The sequence below is a fragment of the Serratia sp. CY81684 genome, from assembly GCF_052166595.1.
GTDB lineage: Bacteria > Pseudomonadota > Gammaproteobacteria > Enterobacterales > Enterobacteriaceae > Serratia > Serratia nematodiphila.
On the sequence record NZ_JBJNOO010000008.1, the window covers coordinates 103,177 to 126,674 of the forward strand.

Genomic DNA, 23,498 nt, shown 5'->3' on the forward strand with positions numbered 1-23,498 from the left:
GTTTTTTCTCCCCGCTGCGGCGGGGTTTTGCTATGCCGATACGTTTAAACTGAAAACCGAGCGACCATGAGCACTGAATCCCACCTTCTTTACAGCCAACTGCCCGCCATCGACCGCCTGCTGCGTGAACCCGCGATTGAACCGCTGGTGGCACAGCATGGCCAGACGCTGATCGGCGAACTGCTGCGCCGGCTGCAGGCCCAGGCGCGCGACGCGATCAAACAACGGCAACGCTTGCCGGCCTGGTGCGGCGACTGGCCGCAGGCGCTGCGGGCCGAGCTGGCCCGGCAGCAACGCCCGGCTTTGCTGCCGGTGTTCAACCTCAGCGGCACCGTGCTGCACACCAACCTCGGGCGCGCCCTGCTGGCGCAGCCGGTGAAGGATGCGGTGAACGCGGTGATGGGGGAGGCGGTGACGCTGGAGTACGATCTGGACGGCGCCGGGCGTGGCCATCGCGATCGGGCGGTGGCGAGTCTGCTGTGTCGGCTGACCGGCGCGGAAGACGCCTGCATCGTCAATAACAACGCGGCGGCGGTGCTGCTGATGCTGGCGGCGATCGCCCCCGGCAAAGAGGTGGTGGTGTCGCGCGGCGAGCTGGTGGAAATCGGCGGCGCGTTCCGCATTCCCGACGTGATGCGCCAGGCCGGCTGTCAATTGGTCGAGGTCGGCACCACCAACCGCACCCATCTGAAGGATTACCGCCAGGCCATCAACGAGCAGACTGGCTTGTTAATGAAAGTGCACACCAGCAACTACAGCATTCAGGGCTTTACCGCGGCGGTCGACGAGGCCGAGCTGGCGCAGCTCGGGGCCGAACAGGGCGTGCCGACCGCCACCGATCTGGGCAGCGGCTCGCTGATCGATATGGCGCAGTACGGCCTGCCCGCCGAACCGATGCCGCAGCGGCTGCTGGCCGCCGGCGTCGATCTGGTGACGTTCTCCGGCGATAAGCTGCTGGGCGGCCCGCAGGCTGGCATCATCGTCGGCAAAAAGGCGCTGATCGCGCGTTTGCAGCAGCATCCGCTCAAACGCGCGCTGCGCGTCGGCAAGCTGACGCTGGCGGCTCTGGAGGCCACGCTGCGGCTCTATCTGCAGCCGGAAAAACTGGCTGAGCAGCTGCCGACGCTGCGGCTGTTGACTCGCCCGCAGCAGGAGATGCAACAGGCGGCCGAGCGGCTGCTGACGGCGCTGACGCCGCGGTTCACCACCGATTTCGACCTGCGCGCCGAACCGTGCTGGTCGCAGATCGGCAGCGGTTCGCTGCCGGTGGATCGCCTGCCCAGCTATGCCCTGACCTTCACGCCGCGCGACGGCCGCGGCGCCACGCTGGAAGCGCTGGCCGAACGCTGGCGCCGTCTGCCGCAGCCGGTGATCGGCCGCCTCGGCGACGGCAGGCTGTGGCTGGATCTGCGCTGCCTGGAACAGGAAGGGGCGCTGATCGCAGCGCTGAGCGCATCATGATCATCGCCACCGCCGGCCATGTCGATCATGGCAAAACCACCCTGCTGCAGGCGATCTCCGGGATCAACGCGGATCGCCTGCCGGAAGAAAAGCGCCGCGGCATGACCATCGATCTGGGTTACGCCTACTGGCCGCAGCCGGACGGCCGGGTGCTGGGCTTTATCGACGTGCCCGGCCACGAGAAATTCCTCGCCAACATGCTGGCGGGCGTCGGCGGCATCGATCATGCGTTGCTGGTGGTGGCCTGCGACGACGGCGTGATGGCGCAGACCCGCGAGCATCTGGCGATCCTGCGTCTGAGCGGGCGCCCGGCGCTGACGGTGGCGCTGACCAAGGCCGACCGGGTGGACGCGGCGCGTATCGATGAGGTGCGCGGTCAGGTGCGCGACGAATTGGCGCGCCAGGGCTGGCCCGATGCGCCGCTGTTCGTGACCGCGGCGGCGGCGGGCGAGGGCATCGAGGCGCTGCGCGCGCATTTGCTGGCGTTGTCGCCCGCTGAACATGCGCTGACGCGCCGTTTTCGCCTGGCGGTAGACCGCGCGTTCAGCGTCAAAGGGGCGGGGCTGGTGGTGACCGGCACCGCGCTCGGCGGCCGGGTGAAGGTGGGGGATACGCTGTGGCTGACCGGCGCCGACGCGCCGGTGCGAGTGCGCGGCCTGCATGCCCAAAATCAGACCGTGGAGCAGGCGCAGGCCGGGCAGCGCATTGCGCTGAACATCAGCGGCGATGTCGATAAAGAGCGGATCGCGCGCGGCGATTGGCTGCTGGCGCAGCGCCCGCCGGAGGCGGCGGAACGCATTCTGGTGGCGCTGGAGACGGATCGGCCGATCCGCCATTGGCAGCCGCTGCATCTGCACCATGCCGCCAGCCACATCACCGGGCGCATTTCGTTGCTGAACGACGGGCTGGCGGAACTGATCCTCGATCGCCCGCTGTGGTTGGCGCAGAACGATCGGCTGGTGCTGCGCGATATTGGCGCGCGGCAAACGCTGGGCGCGGCTCGGGTGCTCAGGCTGAATGCGCCCAAGCGCGGCAAGCGTCAGCCAGACTATCTGGCATGGCTGCAGGCCCTGGCGCTGGCGCAAGACGATGCGCAGGCGCTGGCGCTTGAATTGCCGCACGGCGCGCTGTCACTGGCAGCGTTCGCCTGGGCGTGTCAGTTGACGGACGATGGCCTGAACGAGCTGCTGGCGAACCGCGATCTGCTGATCGTCGGTGACCGGGCGCTGGCGCAGGATCAGGTGCAACAGGCGGAAAGCCGCCTGCTGCAGGTGCTGGCGGAGTACCACCAACAGCACGCCGATCAGCTGGGCTTAGGGCGCGCCCGCCTGCGGCGCATGGCGCTGCCGCAGCAGCCTGAAGCATTGGTGTTTATGATGATCGATCGGCTGCTGCGGGCCGGCGCGCTGCGCAATACGCGCGGCTGGCTGCACCTGCCGGAACACGGCCTGGCGTTCAGCGCCGAAGAGGCGCCGCTGTGGGCGCGCATCGAACCGCTGTTCGGCGACGAACCGTGGTGGGTGCGCGATCTGGCGAGCGAATTGGGCGAGGAAGAGAGCCGGGTGCGCGCGCTGCTGCGCAAGGCGGCTCAGTTGGGCCATGTGACGGCGGTGGTGGTGGATCGCTACTACCTCAGCCGACGCATCGATCAGTTCGCGGCGCTGATCCGCGAGCTGGATGCGGAGCGCGGGGGCGCCAACGCCGCCGATTTCCGCGATCGGCTCGGCGTCGGGCGCAAGCTGGCGATCCAGGTGCTGGAGTTCTTCGATCGCAGCGGCTTTACCCGCCGCAAGGGTAACGAGCATCTGCTGCGCGACGGCGGGCTGTTCGGTAGCGAGTCCCCTACCCGATAAATCTGACGGCGGCCCGGCTGACGTCGGGCGTTTGGGCGGTGAGAAATGCCTGTAAACGTTCGATCAGCGGCCGTTTTGCCGATTCTTCCGGCCAAACCAGATAGTAACCGTCGCCGGTGCGCACGGCGACGTCACAAGGCAACACCAATAATCCCTCCTCAATCGTCCGCAGGCTCAGCGCCAGATCGCCGATCGAGACGCCGTGCCCGGCGATGGCCGCCGCGTTGCCCTGTTCCAGCGAATCAAATACCTGGCCGCGCGTGAGATCGATCGGGGCCGCGATGCCGCTTTTCTGCAGCCAGCGCCGCCAGTCGCGCCGATCGGGCGACGGGTGGATCAGCGGGCAGGCGGCGAGATCCCGCTGCCCGTCGGCGAGCAGCGCGGGGGCGCAAATCGGGATCAGCCATTCGTCGAACAGCTTGGCGGCGGCGGTATTGGCGCCAAAATGGCCGTTGCCGAGCAGGATGGCGCAGTCGTAGGGTTCGCTGAAAAAATCCACGCTGTCGATGTCCATCCAGACGCTGGCTGCCTGCACCTCGAACGCCTGCGCCGTTTGCCGGAACCGGCTCAGGCAGTCCAGCAGCCAGTGCAGGGTCAGGGTGGAGGGCGCCTTCAGCCGCAGCAGATCGCGGTGGCTTCTGAACAGCTCGCAGGCTTGCTCGATGCGGCCAAACCCTTGCTGCAGCTCGGCGGCGAAGATTTTCCCCTGCGGCGTGACCTCGATACGCGGGCCGTTGCGCTGGAACAGCCGGCAGCCAAAGTGCTGCTCCAGCGTTTTGATGTGCTTGCTGACCGCGCTCGGGGTGAGATGCAGCTCCTCGGCGGCCAGCGTGAACGAGCCGGTGCGGGCGGCGCTTTCGAAGGCGCGCAGGGCGTAAAGCGGCGGAAGGGAACTGGCCATCGCGGCGTCTCTAATAATGAGTCTGATTCACAGTAAACGACAGGATTACTCCTTTTTCAAGGCGGGGGCGGCGGCATGATAATGGCACGACGCCAACTGACTGAATGTGAGTGAAATAAAGATGAACCTGTCGTTACTGGCGGCGTATTTCGCCGCCATTTTGTTGCTGATCGCCACGCCGGGGCCGGTGGTGGCGATGGTGGCCAACACCGCGGCGCGCTTTGGCGCCCGGCGCGCGCTGTTGACCGCGCTGGGCAGCAACGGAGCCTCCTTGTTGCTGATCGGCGTCGCCGCGCTGATTATCACCGGGCTGTTCACCGTGGATATGCGCTTGCTGCAGTGGATAGGCCTGCTGGGTTGCCTGTTTATCGGCCGTATGGCGATCGTCTCGCTGTATGAGGATTTATCCGCGCGAGCCCCCGTTGTGCAGCCCGTTGCGCCGCCGCAAAAACGCTCGGCGATCCTGAACGGTTTTCTGGTGGGCATCGCCAACCCCAAAGACATTATCTTCTTCGTCGCCTTTTTCCCGCAGTTCATCGCCGTCACCCCCTCGATCGGCGCCAGCCTGACGCTGCTGACCGCGCTGTGGGTGCTGGCGGACTTCGCCATTTTGCTGACCTATATCACCCTGCTGTCGGGAACGGCGCTGCAGCGCGCGCGGCGGGCGATCTCTGTCCTGTCGGCGTTGCTGTTGTTGGCGGTGGCGGTGGTGGGAACGGGGTATGCACTGTGGGGGTTGCTCGGCTGAAGCCGCATAAAAAACGCCGGTCGGGAAACCGGACCGGCGTTTTATCGTCGCGTTTACGCCGCGCCGTTCGGCTGCGGCGTGGGGTCGCCGTTGCGGCGTTTGCCGAGGAACAGCGCCACCAGCGTCAGCCAGCACAGGCCGCTGATGAGGTTGAACAGGTTGAACAGCCCGCTGCCGCCCCAGACGTAGGCGACCTTGGCCAGCTCGATGCCGACGGTGAACACCATCATGCTCAGCATGCCCATAGTGGCCGACACTGTGCCCTTGCTGACGTTGCTGGAGAACAGCGTCAGGCGGTACAGCCCGGCGTTGGCCAGGCCAATGCCGAAGGCGTACAGACTCAGGCCGGCGGTCATCCACAGGTAGGCGTGGCTGGAGAACTGGGTCGCCAGCGCGGCGATCAGCAGCCCCAGCAGCATCGGGCCCGCGCCCAGCTTGATCAGGCGCTCCACGCTGTTCTTGCCGGTCAGGCGCGCCAGCGTCAGGTTGCCGAGGATCAGCGCGCCGAACACCGGGATCTGCAGCAGGCCGTAGTCCAGCGTCGACAGCGACTCGCCGCTGATCAGGATCACCGGCGACTGGGCGATCCAGGCCAGCAGCGGCAGGCTGGCGAAACCGATCGCCAGAGCGCCGCACAGGAAGCGGCGGTTGCCCAGCACCTGGCGGTAGTCGCGCCACAGGTTGGCGGCGGAAAACGCCTCGCCCTGCAGCGTGGCGGTTTCCGGCATCGCTTTCCACAGGCCGTAGAAGGCGATGGCCGCCAGCGCCGCAAACAGCACAAACATGCTCTGCCACGGCGCGACGTGGATCAACGCCGCACCGGCCAGCGGCCCGAGCAGCGGGGCGATCAGCGCCACGTTAGCCATCAGGGCGGTGATTTTGATGCACACCGCCTCCTCGAATGACTCCTGGATGGTGGCGTAGCCGACCGCGCCGATAAAGCACAGGCCGATGCCCTGCAGGAAACGCATGGCGATAAACTGCTCGATGGTGGTGACCAGCAGGATAGCCAGGCAGGAGACGATGAAGAACGCCACCCCGGCCAGCATCACCGGGCGACGGCCGCGACGATCCGACAGCGGCCCGAGCAGCCACTGCAGGAAAATGCCGCCGGCCAGATAGGCGGTCATTGAGGTGGGCACCCACTCTTCGCCGGCGTTGAAATCCGCCACGACGGCCAGCATGCCCGGCTGAATCATATCGTTGCCGATATAGGTGGCGAACTCGAACAGCACCAGACAAAGAGGGAATAAAAGCGCCTGTCGGCCCAAACGTGCCGCAGGTGGTAATGTCGTTTTCATATTATTGTACTGATAGTAAAAGAGAAAAAGGAACTGCCAGGGCGGGAAGCGCAAACTGAGCGAGTTGTGGCGGCTATTTTGCCGCCAATTGTTCACCTTCGCAATCATAAGGTGTTGTTTAAGTGCATTCTGATATTTCGCTTTTGGGTTGTCGCCGAACGCCGTGCCCGATAACCTCTTCTTAACATATCAATATGACATAAGATCGGGCGAGCGTTTGAGCGAGAAAATCGGCTGGATAGACAACCTGCGGGCGATGGCGTGCATGATGGTGGTGATGATCCACGCCACCACCTATTACGTCACCAACGGCGCGGCGATAGGGTTGCACAACTGGGATATCGCCAACGTGCTGAACTCGCTGTCGCGCGTGTCGGTGCCGCTGTTTTTCATGATTTCCGGCTACCTGTTCTTCGGCGAAAAGAGCGCCGGCCGGCGGCATTTCACTCGTATCGCCTGCTGCATTCTGTTCTACAGCGCCATCGCGCTGATCTATATCGCGGCCTTCACCAAGATCGGTTTCTGGCCGTCGCTGCGCGGCATCCTGCAAAAGCCGGTGTTTTACCACCTGTGGTTTTTCTACGCCATCGCAGTGATTTACCTGCTGTCGCCGCTGATCAGCGTCAAGCCGGTGTCACGCCGCTATCTGGCCGCCGCGCTGGTGGTGTTGGCGGCGCTCGCCAACCCGAATACCGACAAGCTGGCCTTCGGCAACGCGCACCTGCTGCCGGTTAACCTGTATATCTACGGCGATACCTTCTACTACCTGCTGTATGCGTTGGCCGGGCGGGCGATTGGCATGATGGAGGCGCGCGGGCGCGCCGTGGGCTGGCTGGCGGCGGTGGGATTTGCGCTGTGCGTGGCGCTGATCGCGCGCGGCACCAAGCATCAGCTGTTCATCAACGGCAACTTCGCCGATACCTACTACATCTACAGCGGCCCGCTGGTGTTTATGGCGGCGGTGGCGCTGTTGGTGTGGGTGAAACACTGTTTGCCGCAGCCGATCGGCTGGCTGAGCGTATTTTCCCGCCATTCGCTGGCGATTTACGGTTTTCACGCCCTTATCGTTAACGTGATGCGCAGCCGGCACCTGGATTTCACCGGCCACCCGCTGCTGGATATCTTCTGGGTGTTCGGCGTGGCGCTGGGGGGCAGCCTGCTGCTGTCTGTCGGCCTGCAGCGGCTGGATACCCGCCGGCTGGTGTCATAGCGGCGAGCGCTGGCGCTGCTGGGCGCGGCGCAGCTGCCGCCCGGAAGAAAAACCGGCCGCCAGCGCGGCCTTCTCCAGCCCATACCCTTGCTGCAGGCGCTGTTGCGCCACCGCCAACCGCAGCTGCTCATGATATTCCCGCACGCTGATGCCGACGTGGCTGCGAAACAGCCGCGCCAGATGGCGGCTGCTGACGTGCGCCTTCTCCGCCACCTGCGGCACCGACCAGTCGGCTTCCGGCTCGGCGGCCATCACGTCCTGCGCGCGGTGCACCGCCGGGTGCAGGTGGTTGCGGTAACGCAGCCAGGGCGACAGCTGCGGATCGTCGCCGGCGCGGCGGAAATAGACCACCATGTCGCGTGCGACGTCGCGCGCCCGGCCGGAGCCGCAGTGACGGTGAACCAGATGCAGCGCCAAATCGATGCCGGTGGTGATGCCCGCGCTGGTATAGACGCCGCGGTCTTCGACGAAGATGCGGTTCTCTTTCACCTGCGCCGCCGGCGCCTGCAGGCGGATACGTTCGATGACGTCGTGGTGGGTGGTGCACTGATAGCCGTCGAGCAGCCCGGCCTGCGCCGCCAGCAGCGCGCCGGAGCAGATGCACACCAGGGTGATGCGCTGCCGCTGCAGAGCGGGCCGCAGCGTCGCCAGCCAGCGGCGGGCCTGCTCGGCCTCTTCACCGGCGAAATAGCGCTGCGAATCGCCGACGCCCGGCAACACCAGAATGGCGCCGTCTTCCAGGCGTTCGGGCAACGGCTGCAGGCCGCTCAGCGTCATACCGATGGAGCAGACGACCTGCGGCGCCGGGCTGAGGTAACGCAGGCTGAACGACCCGGCGAGGCGCAGGGTTTCCGCCGGGCCGCTGACGTCGAGCGACAGCACGTTGGGCAACAGCAGAAAATAGACGGCCTGCGGCATGGTTACTCCTGTGCGAGTTGCGCCAGCGCCTCATCCACGCTGGCGATGCGGGCGAAACGATCGACCAGTACGGTTTCAGTATGCCGCTTCAGCTGCGCGGGGGTAAAGACTTCACCGTCGGGATGGCGCATCGGGAAGGTCAGCGTCGCCTCGGTGACGAAGGTCACCCGATAACCGAGATCGGACGCCACCCGGGTGGTGGTTTCACAGCACTGTTCGGTGCGGATGCCGGAGATGATCAGGTGGTTGATATCCCGCTCGCGCAGCCAGGCGTCGAGGCCGGATTCAGTCAGCGCATTGTGTACATGCTTATGCACGGTGATATCCGCCTGGTGGGTGAGGAACGGCAGGCGCTGCACGTGGCCTGAAGCCAGCGAGAACGGCCCCTGCGGCGAGACGTGCAGCACGTCGACCAGCGCCGCGCCGCGTTGCTGGCAGCCCGCGATCAGACGGGTCAGCGCCTGTTGAAACGCCGGCAGATCGTCCTCCTGCCAGAATGGACGGTGCTGGAATGATTGCTGGACATCGATGATCAATAACGCGCTCTGTGACATTTTCGGCCCTCCGCCAATGTGTGTAGCGACCATATTGCGCCGCTGATTACTCTGGCAGAAGGCCAAAAACGGCCATCATGATGACAACAGCGGACCGACCTTAAGCTTTGCTCACCTGGCCAGCCACCAGGCGCCCCTGATGGAAGGTGGCGCTGCGCGCCGGCAGGCGGGCGACCGCCTCGGCGGAACAGCTGGCGTTGACCAGCACGAACTCGGCGGCATCGCCGGCTTTCGGCCAGGCGCGCTGGCCCTTATCGTCCAGCGGCAGCACGCCGCCGGTGGAGATGGCCATGGCGCGCGACAGGTGATACTCGTCGGAGCCGCGGTACAGCTGGGCGTACAGGTTGGCCTTTTCCAGGATGTCGCCGGTGCCGAACGGCGACCAGTGGTCGATCACGCTGTCGGTGCCGGTCATCACGAACACCCCTTTCTCGCTGAGCTGCGGCAGCGGCATCATCAGGCTGCCGATCGGCACCGTGGAGGCGATGGTGATCTGCTGCGCCGCCAGCCGGGTGGCGGTTTCCGCCAGTTCGCCCGGCGTCAGCGTGGTCAGGGCGAAAGCGTGGCTGATGGTGACCTTGCCGCGCAGCGCCGGGTTTTTCTCCACGGTGGCGATCATGTAGTTGATGGCGGCGACCCCGGCCGGGCTGGTTTCATGCAGGTGGATATCCACGCCTTTGCCGGTATCGAGGGCGATCTGGAACATGGCGTCCAGCGATTTCTCCATCGCGCCGTCGACGTTGGTCGGATCGAGCCCGCCGACGTACTGCACGCCCATCTGCATCGCTTCGCGCATCAGCGCATCGACTTTGGAGTGCAGCAGGCCGTGCTGCGGGAAGGCGACGATCTCACAACTGAAGTCCGCCCGGTGGTTTTCCAGCGCGCGCTGCAGGTGCTCCAGGCTTTTCAGGCCGCTGACCGGATCGATATTGCAGTGGCTGCGCGCCACGGTGCTGCCTTTGGATTGCAGCAGGGCGATCAGATTTTCCGCCCGCTGCTGCGAGGTGGGCAGCAGTTTCGGGATCAGCGTCTGCTCCAGCGCGATCATGTCCATGATGGTTTTGCCCTGGCGCGGGCGCGGCGCCTGCCACGGGCCGCTGTAGAAGGTTTTGTCCAGGTGGATGTGCATATCGCGAAACGCCGGCAGCAGCAGCCGGCCCTGCGCCTGATAGCGGGGCACGCCGGCGGGCAACGCGGCGTTGGCGGCGTGAATGGCGGCGATCTTGCCGTCTTTGATCTCAAGCGTGTACAGCGCGGTGCGGGTGCCGATCACCGTGTCGCCGTCGTATTCAAAGCCGTCTTCCAGCCGCACCTCGCTCAGGCAGTAGTGGCGATCGGTCAGGGTCATCGGCGTTGGCGCACACTGCTCGCCGCCAAGAGACGCGGCCTGTGCCACGCCGCCGGTCAAGCCGATCACCGCGCAGGCGGTGGTGAGTTTGCCGGTTTGGCTGAGGAAGGCTCTGCGGCCCGGTTGTTGAGGGTTTTCCACGTTCGGTTCCTTAATCCAGAGGTGAGGGAGTGAAAACATCCCCCAATTTAGGAGAGGAAGCGGCCGGTTGGCAGCGACATTTGCCACTGGTGACTATTCGATTTGGTAATGACCGGCGTGCGCTGGTTGAATGGCTTTCCTAGCTTGCCCTTTCGTAGCTTTAATAGCTACATTCGTAGTCATTAAAGCTACATTGAGGTTAGCGTGATGCACGATCCGATGCTCGAACTGCTGTTCAGCGAATACCGTAGAAAAGTGCTAAGCCTACTGTTTATTGAGCCCGGGCGAGTGTTTCACGTGCGGGAAATTGCGCGGCGTACCGCAACTCAGGCCGGTACTTTACATAAAGAGTTGAGCAGGCTGGCTGAGGGGGGCATTTTGCTCAGGCAGCGGCAGGGCAACCAAATTTGCTATCAGGCCAACGCTGATTGCCTGATTTTCCCAGAGCTGGCGGCTATTTTCCGCAAGGCTTGCGGGCCGGCGGAGCGCTTAAGGCAGACATTGGCAGAGTTTGGCGCAGCTATTGAACGGGCCTTTATTTTTGGTTCCGTCGCCAGTGGCAAAGCGACGGCGGCCAGTGATATCGATGTGTTGATCGTCGGTAAACTGTCTTTTGCGGATGTGGTTCAGGCGGTTTACCCGCTGCAGGAAACGCTGGGTTGGGAAATTAACCCCAAACTGTACTCGCCGGAAGAGTGGCGGGCGGCTTTGGCCGAGAACTCCGCGTTTATACAGGACATTATGCAGAAACCCCAACTTTGGATTGCGGGAGACAAGGATGACGCTGGACAATCTGGTCGGGCTGGGACTGGAGGTGATAACGCCTGACGCAGGGGCGATTAAAAAATTGCTGGCCGCCGCCGCGCGCAACCGATGCGATGCGGGTATCACTCAGCTCAGCAATGAGAGCCGTTTCGACACGGCATATAAGGCGATCATGCAAATGGCTAATGCCGCTTTACAAGCCAAGGGGTACCGTACGCTGACCAGCAAACCCGGTCATCACCAGACCATGATCCAAACGTTGCCGCGCGAAAGCAGCGCAATGTGGCGGATTATTCCGGCGATTTGGTGACGGACGCGGCGGTACAGGCTTGCCTTGAGCAGACAGAAGCGCTGTGGGTACGGATTATCGACTGGCTGCAGCGCGAATACCCGCAGATAGTGGCGTAAGCTGCCTTACTTAAGCCCGCAAAACGCCGCCAGCCGCTGGGCCAGCGCCAGCGTGGCGGCGGGGGCGCCGTCGCGGTAGTAGAGCGCCAGTTCGAAGCTGTCTATCGGCGGCAATCCTTCGGCCGCGCCCAGCACCCGGTGCGTTGGCAAACGGCAGCCGGCCGGCAGCAGGGTGACGCCCAGCCCGGCGGCGGAGGCGGCGGTCAGCGCCGCCAGGCTGGCGCTGCTGTAGCCGATGCGCCAGCGTTTGCCGAGGTTGTCGAGCGCCTGGCACAGCTCGTCGCGGTACAGGCCGTTCAGTGGAAATACCGCCAGCGGCACCGGCGATTGCTCGATGGCCGGGAAGGCCAGGCTGTCCAGCCACAGCAGCGGTTCCGGCCGCGCGGCGCGCGGCGGTTGCCGGCGGCGCTGCTTCACCAGGATCAGATCCAGCTCTTCACGCGCGTAGGCGTTGTGCAGATCGGCACTCAGGCCACTGGCGACGTCCAGCCGCAGGTGCGGGTGCTCGCGGCTGAATTCCGCCAGCAGTTCGGTGGTAGGCACGGCGAAATCCTCCGGCATGCCGATCCGCAGCACACCGTCGCGCCAGATGCCGGTCAGCGCGTCGTGGGCTTCTTCATTCAGCGCGATGATGCGGCGCGCGTAGCTCAACAACTTGACGCCTTCTTCGGTCAGCAGCACCTGATGCGAGGAACGCTCAAATAGCGGCTTGCCCAGCATCTCTTCCAACCGGCGCACCTGCTGGCTGACGGTAGACTGCGACAAGAACACCCGCTCTGCGGCGCGGGTGAAGCTGTTGCTGTCGCACACGGCGACGAAGCTGAGCAGCAGCTGCGGATTGAACATCGGGTAACGATTCATTTTCCCACTGTTGGCTATTTTATTATTTAATTTCCCAATACTAGCGGCGTTACCTACAGTAACGCAACGCTGCGGCGATCGCACTGTGACGCCGCACTCTTCATTTCGCAGTACCAGGAATATACCGTGTTAAATCATTCTGTTAATTCACCTTCTCCACGTCGCTGGCTCAATCCTCTGTTGCTGGCGCTGGTGTTGATCGGCCTGAACATGCGGCCGCTGTTGACTTCGATCGGCCCGTTACTGCCGACGTTGCGCCAGGCCACCGGGCTGAGTTTTGGCGGCGCGGCGCTGCTGACCACGCTGCCGGTGCTGATGATGGGGCTGATGGCGCTGGCGGGCGGCGCCATCAATCGGCTGTTCAGCGAACGCAGCGCCGTGGCGTTGAGCCTGCTGGCGATCGGGCTGGGCGCGCTTTGGCGCGAACTGGCCCCCGGCAGCGTGCAACTGTTAATGAGCGCGGTGCTGGGCGGGCTCGGCATCGGGGTGATCCAGGCGGTGATGCCCGGCATCATCAAGCATCACTTCCTTAAAAGCATGGCGCTGGTGGCCGGGCTGTGGTCGGCGGCGCTGATGGGTGGCGGCGGTTTGGGGGCGGCGATCACCCCATGGCTGATGAGCGCGGGGCGCGACTGGCACAGCGCGCTGGCCTGGTGGGCGTTGCCGGCCCTGGTGGCGCTGCTGGCCTGGTGGCCGGTCAGCCGCGGGCTGTCTCGCCTGGGCGCGGCGGGAGAACACCGCGGCCCAAGCCTGCTGCGCAACCGGCGCGCCTGGCTGCTCGGCGCCTATTTCGGCCTGATCAACGGCGGCTATACCAGCCTGATCGCCTGGCTGCCGCCGTATTACATGCAGCTCGGCTGGCAGCCGCAGGCCAGCGGTTCGCTGCTGGCGCTGATGACCTTCGGCCAGGTGATGGGCGCGCTGCTGCTGCCGGCGCTGGCGCGCAATCATGACCGGCGGCCGCTGCTGCTGCTGGCCTTGATGATGCAACTGATCGGCTTTATCGGCCTGATTTACCTGCCGCAAACGCTGCCGTGGCTGTGGGTGTTGGTTTCCGGGCTGGGGCTGGGCGGCGCGTTCCCGCTGTGCCTGGTGCTGGCGCTCGATCACCTGCACCAGCCGGCGGCGGCAGGGCGGCTGGTGGCCTTTATGCAGGGCGTCGGCTTCCTGCTGGCGGGCGTCACGCCCTACCTCTCCGGCCTGCTGCGCGACTACAGCGGCGGCTTCGTGCTGGACTGGCAAATCCATGCGCTGCTGGTGGTGGTGCTGATCGCCATTACCTGGCGCTTCCACCCGCACAGCTACCGGCGGGCGTTCGCCGAATAATATTTCTGTCATTGCCGCTCCCTATAGTGACGTTGCTTTTACTTCTGGGCGATAACAACGAAAAGGGACAATGACATGCACAACACCAAAACCCGGCTAGCGCTGCTGGTCGGCTGCATGGCGCTGAGCGCCAACCTGTGGGCCGAGGCGCAGCCGGTGCAGGCGACGCTGGCCGGGCATGCGCTGCTGCCGGTAAAATCCGCCGTTACCACGCCGAAAGATGCACCGAGCGATCTGCAACAGAGCGGCAAATACACCAGCGGCAAACGCGTCACCGAGCTGGGCAGCGTGGCGGGCAAATCGGCCGACCGCCTGACCGGGATCGGCCTGCCGATCAACGGCCAGCCGCTGCAGGGCCACTCCGGCATCAAACACATGCCCGACGGCACCTACTGGGTGCTGACCGACAACGGTTTCGGCAGCAAGGCCAACTCGCCGGACGCTATGCTGTACCTCAACCACTACAAGATCGATTTCAAAGACGGCACGGTTGCGCCGCTGAAGACAGTGTTCCTGCACGATCCGGATAAAAAGGTGCCGTTCCACATCATCAACGAGAGCACCGAGCAGCGCTATCTGACCGGCAGCGATTTCGATCCGGAAAGCTTCCAGTTTGCCGACGATGCCTTATGGATCGGAGAAGAATTTGGGCCTTACCTGATCAAGGCCGACCTGAACGGCAAAGTGCTGGCGGTGTTCGACACCCAGGTGGATGGCAAAGTAGTGAAATCGCCGGACAACCCGACGCTGACCCTGCCGGGCGCGCCGGACGGCAAGCAAAACTTCCAGGTGGCGCGTTCCAAGGGCTTTGAAGGCATGGCCGCCTCGCCGGACGGCAGCAAGCTGTACCCGCTGCTGGAAGGGGCGCTGTGGGATGGTGAACAGTTCGAGAACGTCGGCGGCAAACGCTACCTGCGGGTGCTGGAGTTTGACGTCAAACGGCAGGCCTGGACCGGCCGCAGCTGGCAGTACGTGCTGGAAGACAACCAAAACGCCATCGGCGACTTCAACATGATCGACGCCACCCACGGGCTGGTGATCGAGCGCGACAACGGCGAAGGCACGCCGGATAAAGCCTGCGCCGCCGGCGCGCCGACCGACAACTGCTTCAGCCAGCTGGGCAAGTTCAAGCGGGTGTATAAAATCGCCTTCTCGGACGCCAACGTCGGCAAACCGGTCGAGAAACTGGGTTATATCGACCTGATGAACATTCAGGATCCGAACAAGCTGGCGCGCAAGCCGCTGAACGACGGCGTGCTGACCTTCCCGTTCTTCACCATCGAGAACGTGGACGTGGTGGACGCCAACCATATCATCGTCGGCAACGACAACAACTTCCCGTTCTCCTCCAGCCGCCAGCCCAATATGGCGGATGACAACGAGTTCATCCTGCTGGACGTGAAGGATTTCCTGAAGTAGCTCCCCCCGGCCGCCGAATCGCCGGCGGCCGCCATTTCCCGCTTAGCGCAGCGAACAAACTGCGCTATAATCAGCGCCTTGCTTCTTCTCTTCTCCAAGGAAGATCCTCGTCCCCGGTGGGGCGGCCGGACTTCAAATCCGGTTGGGGCCGCCAGCGGTCCTGGGCAGGTTCGACTCCTGTGATCTTCCGCCAAAGCTTGTCCGAGTAGCTCCTGAAAAGCCCATTAAAATGCATAAAATCAATTGATTATATGGTTTCTTTGTCCGCTGGAGTCCGTGTATAACCGTCTGAATCCGAGATAAATGTGTATAATGGTGCGTATAACATTTTTATACACAGAATCCACTTATACACATGCTTCTAACTGACATACAAATTCGACGTTCCAAACCGCAGGAAAAACCCTACACCCTCAACGACGGCCAAGGCCTGTCCCTTCTTATCAATACGGATGGGAGTAAAGGTTGGCGTTTTCGATATCGCTATGCCGGAAAAGCCAAGCTGATGTCCTTTGGTACCTACCCATTGATAACGCTGGCTGAGGCGCGAGAAAAGCGCGGAGAGGCTCGCAAGCAGGTTGCTAATGGCATTGACCCTGTAGCCGAGAAAAAGGCGCAAAAGCTCGCTCAGAAGCTTTCTGTCGAGAACTCTTTTGAAGCGATTAGCCGTGAATGGCACACGAACAAGGCTGACCGGTGGACTCTAGCCTACAGGGAAGAAATCATGCGCACCTTTGAGCAGGATGTGTTTCCGTATGTTGGTCAACGCCCCATTGCCGAGATTAAGCCGTTAGAGTTGCTGGAAGTGCTACGGCGCATTGAGAAGCGTGGGGCATTGGAGAAGACCCGTAAGGTACGCCAGCGCTGCGGAGAGGTCTTCCGCTACGCAATTATTACTGGCAGGGCGGAGTATAACCCAGCCCCAGATCTCGCCAGCGCGCTAGCCGTTCCCAAACAAAAGCACCATCCATTCCTTTCGGCCGAGGAACTACCTTACTTTGTTAAGGATTTGGAAGGATATACCGGCAGCATCATCACTAAGAATGCAGCGAAGATCGTTATGCTGACCGGCGTGCGCACGCAAGAAATGCGCTTTGCCACGTGGGAAGAGATCGATCTTGAGCGTGCCATCTGGGAGATCCCCGCAGCACGCATGAAAATGCGCCGCCCCCATATAGTGCCGCTCTCTACTCAGGTGATTGAGCTGTTTAAACAGCTTCAACCGATCACCGGTCACTATCCTTACATTTTCATTGGACGAAACAACCGTAGAAAGCCTATAAGTAAAGAAAGCGTGAATCAGGTGATTGAGCTGCTGGGATATAAAGGGAGAGCCACTGGACATGGTTTTAGACATACGATGTCTACTATCCTGCATGAACAGGGGTTTGAGTCTGCATGGATAGAGATGCAGCTTGCCCACGTGGACAAGAACGGTATTCGCGGTACCTACAACCATGCGCAGTACCTTGAGAAACGCCGTGAGATGCTGCAATGGTACGCCGATTTTATCTCGGGCCTTGCTCGCTAGAAAATGCTGCCAATAAATCGTTAAAACCCCTTGGCGCGCAATGCTACCCCCGCCTCGCCTGCCCGCTTTATGTGTCGATTTTCATGCAGGTGCATGAGGGGCCGCAGGCCGCGTCGCTGCTGGTGCGGCAGGGGGTAAAAAATGCATTTTCTTACATGCAAAATCATGCACCTTATCCATGCACGCGTTATTTGGCACCCGCTAGCCAGGAAAAAGGCTGTTTTCGGGGGAAGGATAGGGAGGAGGTAGCGTGATGGAAGTGGACCTGATTATCCAATCAGGACGAGGTCCGTAATGAAGCTTTTGTGCCTCCGGTGTGAGCCTATTGTATTTTTCCCGCCAGCGTTTTCGTTGTGCAGCCGCCTCAGATATTGACTGCAAAATCACTTTTGCGATTTTAGTTCTTCTCTAAACTCTTCACTACTATTCATAAAAGTAAAAAAGATAGCTAAATCAATAGAAAAAATGGTGGTTAGTGAATTTTTAACTCATCACCCGGTGTTCACTACTGCTCACTCGGCTAAAAAGGGCCTTTTCTCTGGCTAGCCTGGGGTTGTGCCTGTACGCCTGTTTCTGCCTATTAATAAACGGCTATTCATGGCTCGTTCATTTCTTTGGGTTTGCCAAGGTTTGCCAATAAAGGTCAATATTAACCTATATGCCCATTTGATTGAAAAACAAACTAAAAAGCTCTCCCACCACACAACAACGCCTTGTTGCCACCCTGGTAAATATTCACATAATAGGGCGCTACCGAAGTTCACACAGTCCCGGCCAGCGTTGGCCGGACACAAAGAGGTAGCGTTTTATGTTGACCGTTTCCACTCCCACCCCATCCACCCCGTCGCCGGTGCTTCAGAACGGCTACACCCCGCGCGAGCGCTTTATCCGCCTGCCCGAAGTGCTTTACACCACCGGTCTGTCCCGCTCCACCGTGTACGAGATGATGAGTCGCCGACAGTTCCCGGCTCAGGTCTCCCTCGGCGGTAAAAATGTTGCCTGGCTGGCCTCTGAGGTCGAACTATGGATGGACGAACGTATTGCCAACCGTCATCAGGGGAGCGCCAAGTGATGCAGTTAATCCTCGGTCGGCACAGTTTTACCCTGAGCGACAATGACGCAATGTTTATCGCGGAAGCTATCCTGTTACAGCGTAAAGAGCCTGGCATCGTCTTGCCGGAGCACCGCAGCGAAAAACACAATGTTATTCGTCTGACGAACCGGCAAGCCGAACAGCGTCAGTTCTGCGTTGGTAATGTGGTTGATCACAATGCGATCGATTGAACGTCCGGGGGCGTCTTACGGCTTGCTCCCACGTCCGGCCTTGCGCTATAGTCCTCCCGCTGCCGCAAAATCGGCAGCCGGGCGTAGGAACCCGTGTTACTTATTGGCGACACAACACGCGCCAGGCGTGTTTTTTTATGTCGTGGCCTTAGTGCGCTCATTTTTTGCGCGGTGGATGTTATGCTATCGCAGCAGTCAATCAATGGTGGCTCAGGCGGGGCAGCCTTCGGGCTGGCCGGTTTCCAATAAGGCCGGTATTCCTACCCCCGTCTGGGCTACCACCCATAAGTGTAGGAACTTCGGTGGTAGCAATAACCAATACTTATTGGAGGCTGCCACCATGGCTACGACCCTCACCCCGACTCTCCCGACATTCTGCTTCCTGTTTGCGGCCGTACGCCGCTCTGCGCTGACGGCGTCACCGCGCATCGTACGTACCGTGGCGGATTCTGAGCACAACGCTCGCCGCCTGCTGGCCCGTGATTATGTGTTGTCCTTTGCCGGTCGTCTGCCGGTTAAGGCAGCAGCATGAACACCCTGGCCGACCGCTACTACCGCGATACCCATTACCCTATCCCGCACGCCGATTTTCTGCGTCTCCAGCATGCGCACGCCACCGGCGTGCTGTTCCTCGACCTGCTGGACACCCTTGACCTCAGCGGGCAGCGCCCCGATGCCACGCAACAGGCGTCGTTTGCCTCGGTCATTGCCCTGCTGACCGACCAGCTCGGCCACGTCGTCAACACCTGTGAATCCCAAATTCTTGCCCGCATGGAGGCCACCGCCGCATGAACACCTCATCCTGTTTACCGATTGAAGTCCGCACCGCCGTTTTCCGCCGCGCCGTGGCGCAGGCCTATCTGGATACCTGCGCCTTTTACCGGGTGAGCCTCGGGTACACGCTGGACGAGCTGCAGATGACGATTGCTCTGCGCCTGGAGGGGCACTTTGTGCGTCAGTACGGCGCAGAGGATGGCATGGACATGGCGTGCACGATGTTGAGTGACATGGTGCAGCCGGACGTTCTGGTGGCCGCGCCGCGCCTGACCGCGCTGGGGCAAAAGATGATGGACGAGCTGTGCTGCGAGCGCCTGTCGGCAGCGCAGAACGCCACCGTACACTGAGGAGAAGAGCATGAGCGCCCAGTTCGTTTCCCAGACCGTACGCACCGCCACCGGCCACTGGCCGGTGATACTCCCGGCCCTCGGCATCGCCTTGCAGCCGAACGGCAAGCCGCAGCCGTGCCCGACCTGCGGCGGTAAAGACCGCTTCCGTTTCGACAACCAGGACGGACGCGGCACCTGGTTCTGCAATCAGTGCGGGGCCGGTGACGGCCTCAACCTGGTAGAAAAAGCCCTGTCGCTGTCAGCAAAGGCCGCCGCCGAACAGGTGGCCGCCGTGATGGGGAATAACACCAACTCTTTGCCACCGGCCGCTGAGGCCCGCCATGCATCACAGAAGGGCGGCGGGCAAGACAAGGTCGAGGCCCAGCGCAAGGCCGCGCGACAGGCACAGGCTCTGGTGGCTGCCGCTCAGTGCAAAAGCGGAAACGCCTACCTGAGCGCCAAAGGCTGGCCGGAGGTGGGCACGCTGACCTTGCACGGCCTGCCGCTGCGCGTCGGCGGTATTACCTTCCAGCCCGGCGACCTCTTGCTGCCGCTGCACAATGCCGGGGGCGAGGTGGTTAACGTGCAGCTGATTAACGCCAGCGGGGACAAGCGCATGCTGGCAGGCGGGCGGGTGAAAGCCGCCTGCCACACCCTGAGCGGCCCGGACAACGCGGTTATCTGGCTCACTGAAGGCTACGCCACCGGCCTTACCGTGCACAACCTGACCGGTGAGACGGTCTGTGTGGCACTGAGCGCCAACAACCTGGCGGCGGTGGCAGAGCAGCTGCGCAGCCACTACCCGGACGCACGGCTGCTGCTGGCTGCCGATAATGACCGCAGCGGCACCGGGCAGACCCGCGCCGCTGAGGCGGCACAATTGACCGGCGGTGTCCCGGCGCTGCCGCCCACGGAGGGCGACTGGAACGACGTCTACTGTAATCAGGGGATTGAGGCCACGCGCGCCCAGCTCCAGGCGCTCAGCCAACCGCCGCAGCCGAGCCCGTTCGACACGCTGAGCGATGCTGACCTCAAAGCCATGAGCGCCAGCGAGAAGGCCGAGCTGCTGGCCGAGCACTACGGCAACACCCTGGCGGTGCCGCCGGTGGGGGAGGAGCTGTGCCGTTATGCGCGCGGCGCCTGGCAGGTGCTGCCACACCGGCAACTGAGCCGGGAGATTGCCGCGCTGTTCCAGAAGGTGCGCGCGCCGTTCTCTGCCGCCGGTATCAACAGCATTTTGGACACCCTCAAACTGATGGTGCCGCAGATGGGCGACCCGGCCCGCCGGTTGATTGGTTTTCGTAACGGGGTGTTTGATACCGTCAGCGGGCAGTTCAGCGCCCACCGCCAGGAACACTGGCTGCGCACCGTCAACAGCGTGGACTACACGCCGCCGCGTGCCGGGGAGAACCTGGCCGACCATGCACCACACTTCTGGCACTGGCTGACGCGGGCCGCCGGGGGCAACCACGACAAGCAAGAACGTATCCTCGCGGCGCTCTTTATGGTGCTGGCCAACCGCTACGACTGGCAGCTGTTCCTCGAAGTGACCGGCCCGGGCGGCAGCGGCAAGAGCGTGATGGCGGCCATCGCCCGACTGCTGGCAGGTAGTGATAACACCACCTCCGCCACCATCGATAACCTGGAGTCGGCGCGCGAGCGCGCCAGCGTAGTGGGTTACTCGCTGATACTCCTGCCCGACCAGGAGAAGTGGAGCGGTGACGGCGCGGGTATCAAGGCCATCACCGGTGGCGATGCGGTCGCTATCGACCCCAAATACCGCGACGCCTACGCGGCGCACATCCCGGCAGTGATACTGGCGGTGAACAACAACCCGATGCAGTTCAGCGACCGCAGCGGCGGTGTCTCCCGGCGGCGGGTGATTATCACCTTCCCGGACGCGATACCGCTGGTCGAACGTGACCCGCTGCTGCTGGACAAAATCACCCAGGAGCTGGCAGTCATCGTGCGCCACCTGATGCAGCGCTTCGCCAACCCGAACGAGGCCCGCACCTTGCTTCAGGCGCAGCAAAGCTCGGACGAGGCGCTGACCATCAAGCGCCAGGCCGACCCGTTGGTCGACTTCTGCGGTTACCTGACGGTGCTCGGCACCGCAGAAGGCATGATGATAGGCAACGCCAACATCACCCCGCCGAACCCGCGCCGCTACCTGTATCATGCCTACCTGTCGTTTATGGCGGCACGGGGTTATCAGCACGTGATGAACCTGACGGCCTTTGGTCTGGCGGTGCCGCAAACGCTCAGAGAGTATGCGAAAACCCTGCTCAAACGTAAAACCCGGCTGGGGATGCAGACCAATGTGGTACTGAGCGAAGAGTGCGAAGCGGACTGGCTGCCGAAATGCGGGGCGGTGTGACGATGAGCAGTACGATCGGCCGGGCCGATCAATCGCCCCTTATTGATCTGCCGAACCCATTGGACGCTCACTCGTCGCACCGCCTATAGTGACAGTGAAAAATACGCAGCAACACCAGGGCATTACCCCGGCCGCGGAGCGGCCGGTATCATAACGACAAGCGCTCCCAAACCGGCTCAGGCCGGTTTTTTTACATCCTCGTTTCGCCCCCCTATTGATGCTGTACTGAGTCGCAGGACAGCCCACAGTCAGTCGGATAAGGGAGCGGCGGGAGGCTTAACGACCGCTCCCCGACGCTGCCCCTGCGTCGGCATCACCACCCCCCAGGGATAGGCTGGTTGCTGTTCTTTCTCATACTGATAAACAATGAGTTGCGCAAGGTTGCGGTGGTCATAACGGCGGCCGAAATTGAGCGCAATGCTGCTGGGGGCGGCCAGAATCACGTGGATGCGTTCGGCGCCGCACGCCGTCAGCATTTTGACCTGTTCGATAAATTGCAGCGCCAGCCGGGTTTGTTTGGACAGCGACCAGTGATTACCGAGCGTTGTGGCATTCAGCGAGAGATGCGACAGCGGGTAGGCTGGGAAGGTTTGGCGTATGGCCGCAATGTCCGCCTGGTAGGACACCGAAACCGCCAGCACCACATCTTTGGCCGCTGAGGTGACGAGGCTTTCCATCAGGGTAAAATCGTCGCCGTCGTCGTCGGCCTTGTTGTCAATCAACCGCCAGGCCTCTTGCGCTCTGTCCCAGTCATAGACGCAGACCGGGCCATTGTCATCGAGGATGGCGCCAATGTAGAAGGTGAACGGAACCGGCAATTGCCCGCCATATACCAGCGTCAGGTCCTGATGGTCGATACCGTCAATCCGGGTGGCGATATTGCTGGCCAGCGTGCTGATATTGTCGTCAAAGGCCTCCTCCGGGTGACTGATTGCGCCATCCCGCATCCGCTGCGTCATATCGAGGGTTAATGCATCTATCTTTCCGTTGAAATGACGGGAGACCGTTTTATGCAGCGGCGTTGTCGCGACTTTCCGCAGCGCTCTCCCTTCGATAACTACCCCCTTTTTGCGCACCGCGATTTTAGCCTCCCGGTAGGCGTCGACCAGCAACCAGACAAATCCCCCCAGGATGATCAATGCCGCCACGAAATTGACGAAATAGTCCGTGATGACATTCCCCTCGGAGACGGCCAGCGAGAAGCGGGCATCGCCTTTCTCCAGCGTTAACGCCTTCCCCAGTGAGTTGTTCACACTCAGGATCCCGGCGCCGAGCAGCATGATGAGGTATTGAATTTTCCGCTGGCGCGTTTTCCAGTCGACCAGCTTTATCAGAATATATTTTATCGTTTCCATGTCAGTGCTTTTCCATCATGTGTGCTTTTATCTTCAAAAACATTTCGGCCTGATACAGCGCGTCATCCAGCGCGTTGTGGCTGCCGTGGTTTTTGAGATTAAATTGGGAGTCGATACGGCTGGAGCGGGTGTCTTGCCAGCGGCTGCCGGTGGCGCCCATGTACAGGGCTTTGATATCGAGGGCCGCAAAGCCAAACGGATTATGGCCGAGATAAACGTGAAAGTAGTAATTGATGAATGACCAGTCGAAAGCCGCATTGAAACCGACGAAAATCGGTTTACTCGTGGCGTCGGTGACGGACATTACCCAGTGGGCAAATTGCTGCATGGCCGCTTTCGGAGCGATGCCGCGTGTTATTTGGGTCTGCAGATTGAAACCGGTGACGGCCAGCGCTTCAGGATCGTAATGCAGATTCAGTGGTTGCACTTCAATGTAAAAGCGTTCCGCCGGGCGGTCGATGACGCAGGCGCCAATAGAGAGCAGGCTGCACACGCCGGGTATGGGCCCGGCAGTTTCAATATCGACCGAGATAAAGCCTTCATGTTCAACGCTCATTTTTAACCTCGCTGGTGCGTGGGTGCTTGCCGCCGCCTTCCCAGTCGCGGGTGCGCAGCCACTGTTCAAAATAAA

24 protein-coding genes and 1 tRNA gene are annotated in these 23,498 nt (G+C 62.0%); 17 read left to right on the forward strand and 8 right to left on the reverse strand.

Annotation, left to right across the window (positions count from 1 at the left end; all coding sequences use genetic code 11):
* Positions 1-66 precede the first annotated feature (66 nt).
* Together selA and selB are read left to right on the forward strand one after the other, a co-directional pair.
* A complete protein-coding gene (selA, locus tag ACJ8QF_RS23005; protein WP_088381115.1) occupies positions 67-1,461 on the forward strand; it encodes an L-seryl-tRNA(Sec) selenium transferase in 1,395 nt (464 codons plus the stop codon).
* Complete coding sequence (gene selB / locus ACJ8QF_RS23010; RefSeq protein ID WP_265261702.1) at positions 1,458-3,314, forward strand: selenocysteine-specific translation elongation factor; 1,857 nt, start codon at positions 1,458-1,460, stop codon at positions 3,312-3,314. The genes selA and selB overlap by 4 nt, the downstream gene beginning before the upstream one ends.
* Here selB and ACJ8QF_RS23015 read toward each other — a convergent pair.
* A complete protein-coding gene (locus ACJ8QF_RS23015) occupies positions 3,304-4,215 on the reverse strand; it encodes a LysR family transcriptional regulator (protein WP_154871861.1) in 912 nt (303 codons plus the stop codon). The two genes, selB and ACJ8QF_RS23015, sit on opposite strands and share 11 nt — an antisense overlap.
* A gap of 121 nt (positions 4,216-4,336) precedes the next feature.
* Between ACJ8QF_RS23015 and ACJ8QF_RS23020 the strand changes: the two genes are divergently transcribed.
* Positions 4,337-4,963 carry a LysE family translocator gene (locus tag ACJ8QF_RS23020; RefSeq protein ID WP_265261701.1) on the forward strand — a complete coding sequence of 209 codons (627 nt, stop codon included), beginning with the start codon at positions 4,337-4,339 and terminating at the stop codon, positions 4,961-4,963.
* A gap of 53 nt (positions 4,964-5,016) precedes the next feature.
* On the opposite strand, the gene ACJ8QF_RS23025 is transcribed toward ACJ8QF_RS23020, so the two are convergent.
* Positions 5,017-6,264, reverse strand: coding sequence for an MFS transporter (locus ACJ8QF_RS23025; protein WP_004934040.1), 1,248 nt, complete (start codon positions 6,262-6,264; stop codon positions 5,017-5,019).
* Between the two features lie 217 nt (positions 6,265-6,481).
* Here ACJ8QF_RS23025 and ACJ8QF_RS23030 point away from each other — a divergent pair, with 217 nt between their 5' ends.
* Positions 6,482-7,474, forward strand: a complete 993-nt coding sequence (locus ACJ8QF_RS23030; RefSeq protein ID WP_280631072.1) for an acyltransferase — start codon at positions 6,482-6,484, stop codon at positions 7,472-7,474.
* Here ACJ8QF_RS23030 and ACJ8QF_RS23035 read toward each other — a convergent pair.
* The 3 genes from ACJ8QF_RS23035 to ACJ8QF_RS23045 form a co-directional block, all read right to left on the reverse strand.
* The gene (locus ACJ8QF_RS23035; RefSeq protein ID WP_280631071.1) at positions 7,469-8,392 is read right to left on the reverse strand and encodes a GlxA family transcriptional regulator; all 924 of its coding nucleotides are present in this window, start codon (positions 8,390-8,392) and stop codon (positions 7,469-7,471) included. The two genes, ACJ8QF_RS23030 and ACJ8QF_RS23035, sit on opposite strands and share 6 nt — an antisense overlap.
* Before the next feature lie 2 nt (positions 8,393-8,394).
* Entirely contained in the window at positions 8,395-8,946 is a 552-nt protein-coding gene (locus ACJ8QF_RS23040) for an isochorismatase family protein (RefSeq protein ID WP_004934049.1), read from the reverse strand.
* Between the two features lie 100 nt (positions 8,947-9,046).
* Positions 9,047-10,435 (reverse strand): amidohydrolase family protein, encoded by a 1,389-nt coding sequence (locus tag ACJ8QF_RS23045; protein WP_442537884.1) that lies wholly within the window; start codon positions 10,433-10,435, stop codon positions 9,047-9,049.
* A 207-nt stretch (positions 10,436-10,642) separates the two neighbouring features.
* On the opposite strand from ACJ8QF_RS23045, the gene ACJ8QF_RS23050 reads away from it, so the two are divergent.
* Genes ACJ8QF_RS23050 through ACJ8QF_RS23060 form a run of 3 tightly spaced genes read left to right on the forward strand, consistent with a single transcriptional unit; the run spans position 10,643 to position 11,608 of the window.
* Positions 10,643-11,263, forward strand: coding sequence for a nucleotidyltransferase domain-containing protein (locus tag ACJ8QF_RS23050; protein ID WP_442537885.1), 621 nt, complete (start codon positions 10,643-10,645; stop codon positions 11,261-11,263).
* Positions 11,214-11,510 carry a hypothetical protein gene (locus tag ACJ8QF_RS23055; protein ID WP_253893522.1) on the forward strand — a complete coding sequence of 99 codons (297 nt, stop codon included), beginning with the start codon at positions 11,214-11,216 and terminating at the stop codon, positions 11,508-11,510. Before ACJ8QF_RS23050 ends, ACJ8QF_RS23055 begins: the two co-directional genes overlap by 50 nt.
* Positions 11,483-11,608 carry a hypothetical protein gene (locus ACJ8QF_RS23060; RefSeq protein ID WP_301338164.1) on the forward strand — a complete coding sequence of 42 codons (126 nt, stop codon included), beginning with the start codon at positions 11,483-11,485 and terminating at the stop codon, positions 11,606-11,608. The genes ACJ8QF_RS23055 and ACJ8QF_RS23060 overlap by 28 nt, the downstream gene beginning before the upstream one ends.
* A gap of 6 nt (positions 11,609-11,614) precedes the next feature.
* Here ACJ8QF_RS23060 and ACJ8QF_RS23065 read toward each other — a convergent pair whose 3' ends face one another.
* The gene (locus ACJ8QF_RS23065) at positions 11,615-12,469 is read right to left on the reverse strand and encodes a LysR family transcriptional regulator (protein ID WP_171402724.1); all 855 of its coding nucleotides are present in this window, start codon (positions 12,467-12,469) and stop codon (positions 11,615-11,617) included.
* Between the two features lie 126 nt (positions 12,470-12,595).
* Here ACJ8QF_RS23065 and ACJ8QF_RS23070 point away from each other — a divergent pair, with 126 nt between their 5' ends.
* From ACJ8QF_RS23070 to ACJ8QF_RS23115, 10 genes are all read left to right on the forward strand, one after another.
* The gene (locus tag ACJ8QF_RS23070) at positions 12,596-13,795 is read left to right on the forward strand and encodes a cyanate transporter (protein WP_442537886.1); all 1,200 of its coding nucleotides are present in this window, start codon (positions 12,596-12,598) and stop codon (positions 13,793-13,795) included.
* Between the two features lie 75 nt (positions 13,796-13,870).
* Positions 13,871-15,214: an esterase-like activity of phytase family protein gene (locus ACJ8QF_RS23075; protein ID WP_265261700.1), complete on the forward strand. Its 1,344-nt coding sequence runs from the start codon at positions 13,871-13,873 to the stop codon at positions 15,212-15,214.
* 98 nt (positions 15,215-15,312) lie between these two features.
* A tRNA-Sec gene (locus tag ACJ8QF_RS23080) sits at positions 15,313-15,407 on the forward strand.
* 162 nt (positions 15,408-15,569) lie between these two features.
* Complete coding sequence (locus ACJ8QF_RS23085) at positions 15,570-16,745, forward strand: tyrosine-type recombinase/integrase (RefSeq protein ID WP_176326458.1); 1,176 nt, start codon at positions 15,570-15,572, stop codon at positions 16,743-16,745.
* 808 nt (positions 16,746-17,553) lie between these two features.
* A complete protein-coding gene (locus tag ACJ8QF_RS23090) occupies positions 17,554-17,817 on the forward strand; it encodes a helix-turn-helix transcriptional regulator (protein WP_289528275.1) in 264 nt (87 codons plus the stop codon).
* Positions 17,817-18,029, forward strand: coding sequence for a hypothetical protein (locus ACJ8QF_RS23095; RefSeq protein ID WP_289528333.1), 213 nt, complete (start codon positions 17,817-17,819; stop codon positions 18,027-18,029). Before ACJ8QF_RS23090 ends, ACJ8QF_RS23095 begins: the two co-directional genes overlap by 1 nt.
* Complete coding sequence (locus tag ACJ8QF_RS23100; RefSeq protein WP_289528277.1) at positions 18,016-18,561, forward strand: host cell division inhibitor Icd-like protein; 546 nt, start codon at positions 18,016-18,018, stop codon at positions 18,559-18,561. The genes ACJ8QF_RS23095 and ACJ8QF_RS23100 overlap by 14 nt, the downstream gene beginning before the upstream one ends.
* A complete protein-coding gene (locus ACJ8QF_RS23105; RefSeq protein WP_033639063.1) occupies positions 18,558-18,821 on the forward strand; it encodes a hypothetical protein in 264 nt (87 codons plus the stop codon). The genes ACJ8QF_RS23100 and ACJ8QF_RS23105 overlap by 4 nt, the downstream gene beginning before the upstream one ends.
* Complete coding sequence (locus ACJ8QF_RS23110; protein ID WP_033631431.1) at positions 18,818-19,153, forward strand: DUF5375 family protein; 336 nt, start codon at positions 18,818-18,820, stop codon at positions 19,151-19,153. The genes ACJ8QF_RS23105 and ACJ8QF_RS23110 overlap by 4 nt, the downstream gene beginning before the upstream one ends.
* A gap of 10 nt (positions 19,154-19,163) precedes the next feature.
* Positions 19,164-21,512 carry a primase-helicase zinc-binding domain-containing protein gene (locus tag ACJ8QF_RS23115; RefSeq protein ID WP_176326454.1) on the forward strand — a complete coding sequence of 783 codons (2,349 nt, stop codon included), beginning with the start codon at positions 19,164-19,166 and terminating at the stop codon, positions 21,510-21,512.
* Positions 21,513-21,760: 248 nt separating this feature from the next.
* On the opposite strand, the gene ACJ8QF_RS23120 is transcribed toward ACJ8QF_RS23115, so the two are convergent.
* Together ACJ8QF_RS23120 and ACJ8QF_RS23125 are read right to left on the reverse strand one after the other, a co-directional pair.
* Positions 21,761-22,867 carry an SAVED domain-containing protein gene (locus ACJ8QF_RS23120; protein ID WP_442537887.1) on the reverse strand — a complete coding sequence of 369 codons (1,107 nt, stop codon included), beginning with the start codon at positions 22,865-22,867 and terminating at the stop codon, positions 21,761-21,763.
* A gap of 1 nt (position 22,868) precedes the next feature.
* Positions 22,869-23,423, reverse strand: coding sequence for a 3'-5' exonuclease (locus ACJ8QF_RS23125; protein ID WP_289528284.1), 555 nt, complete (start codon positions 23,421-23,423; stop codon positions 22,869-22,871).
* Positions 23,424-23,498: the final 75 nt, after the last annotated feature.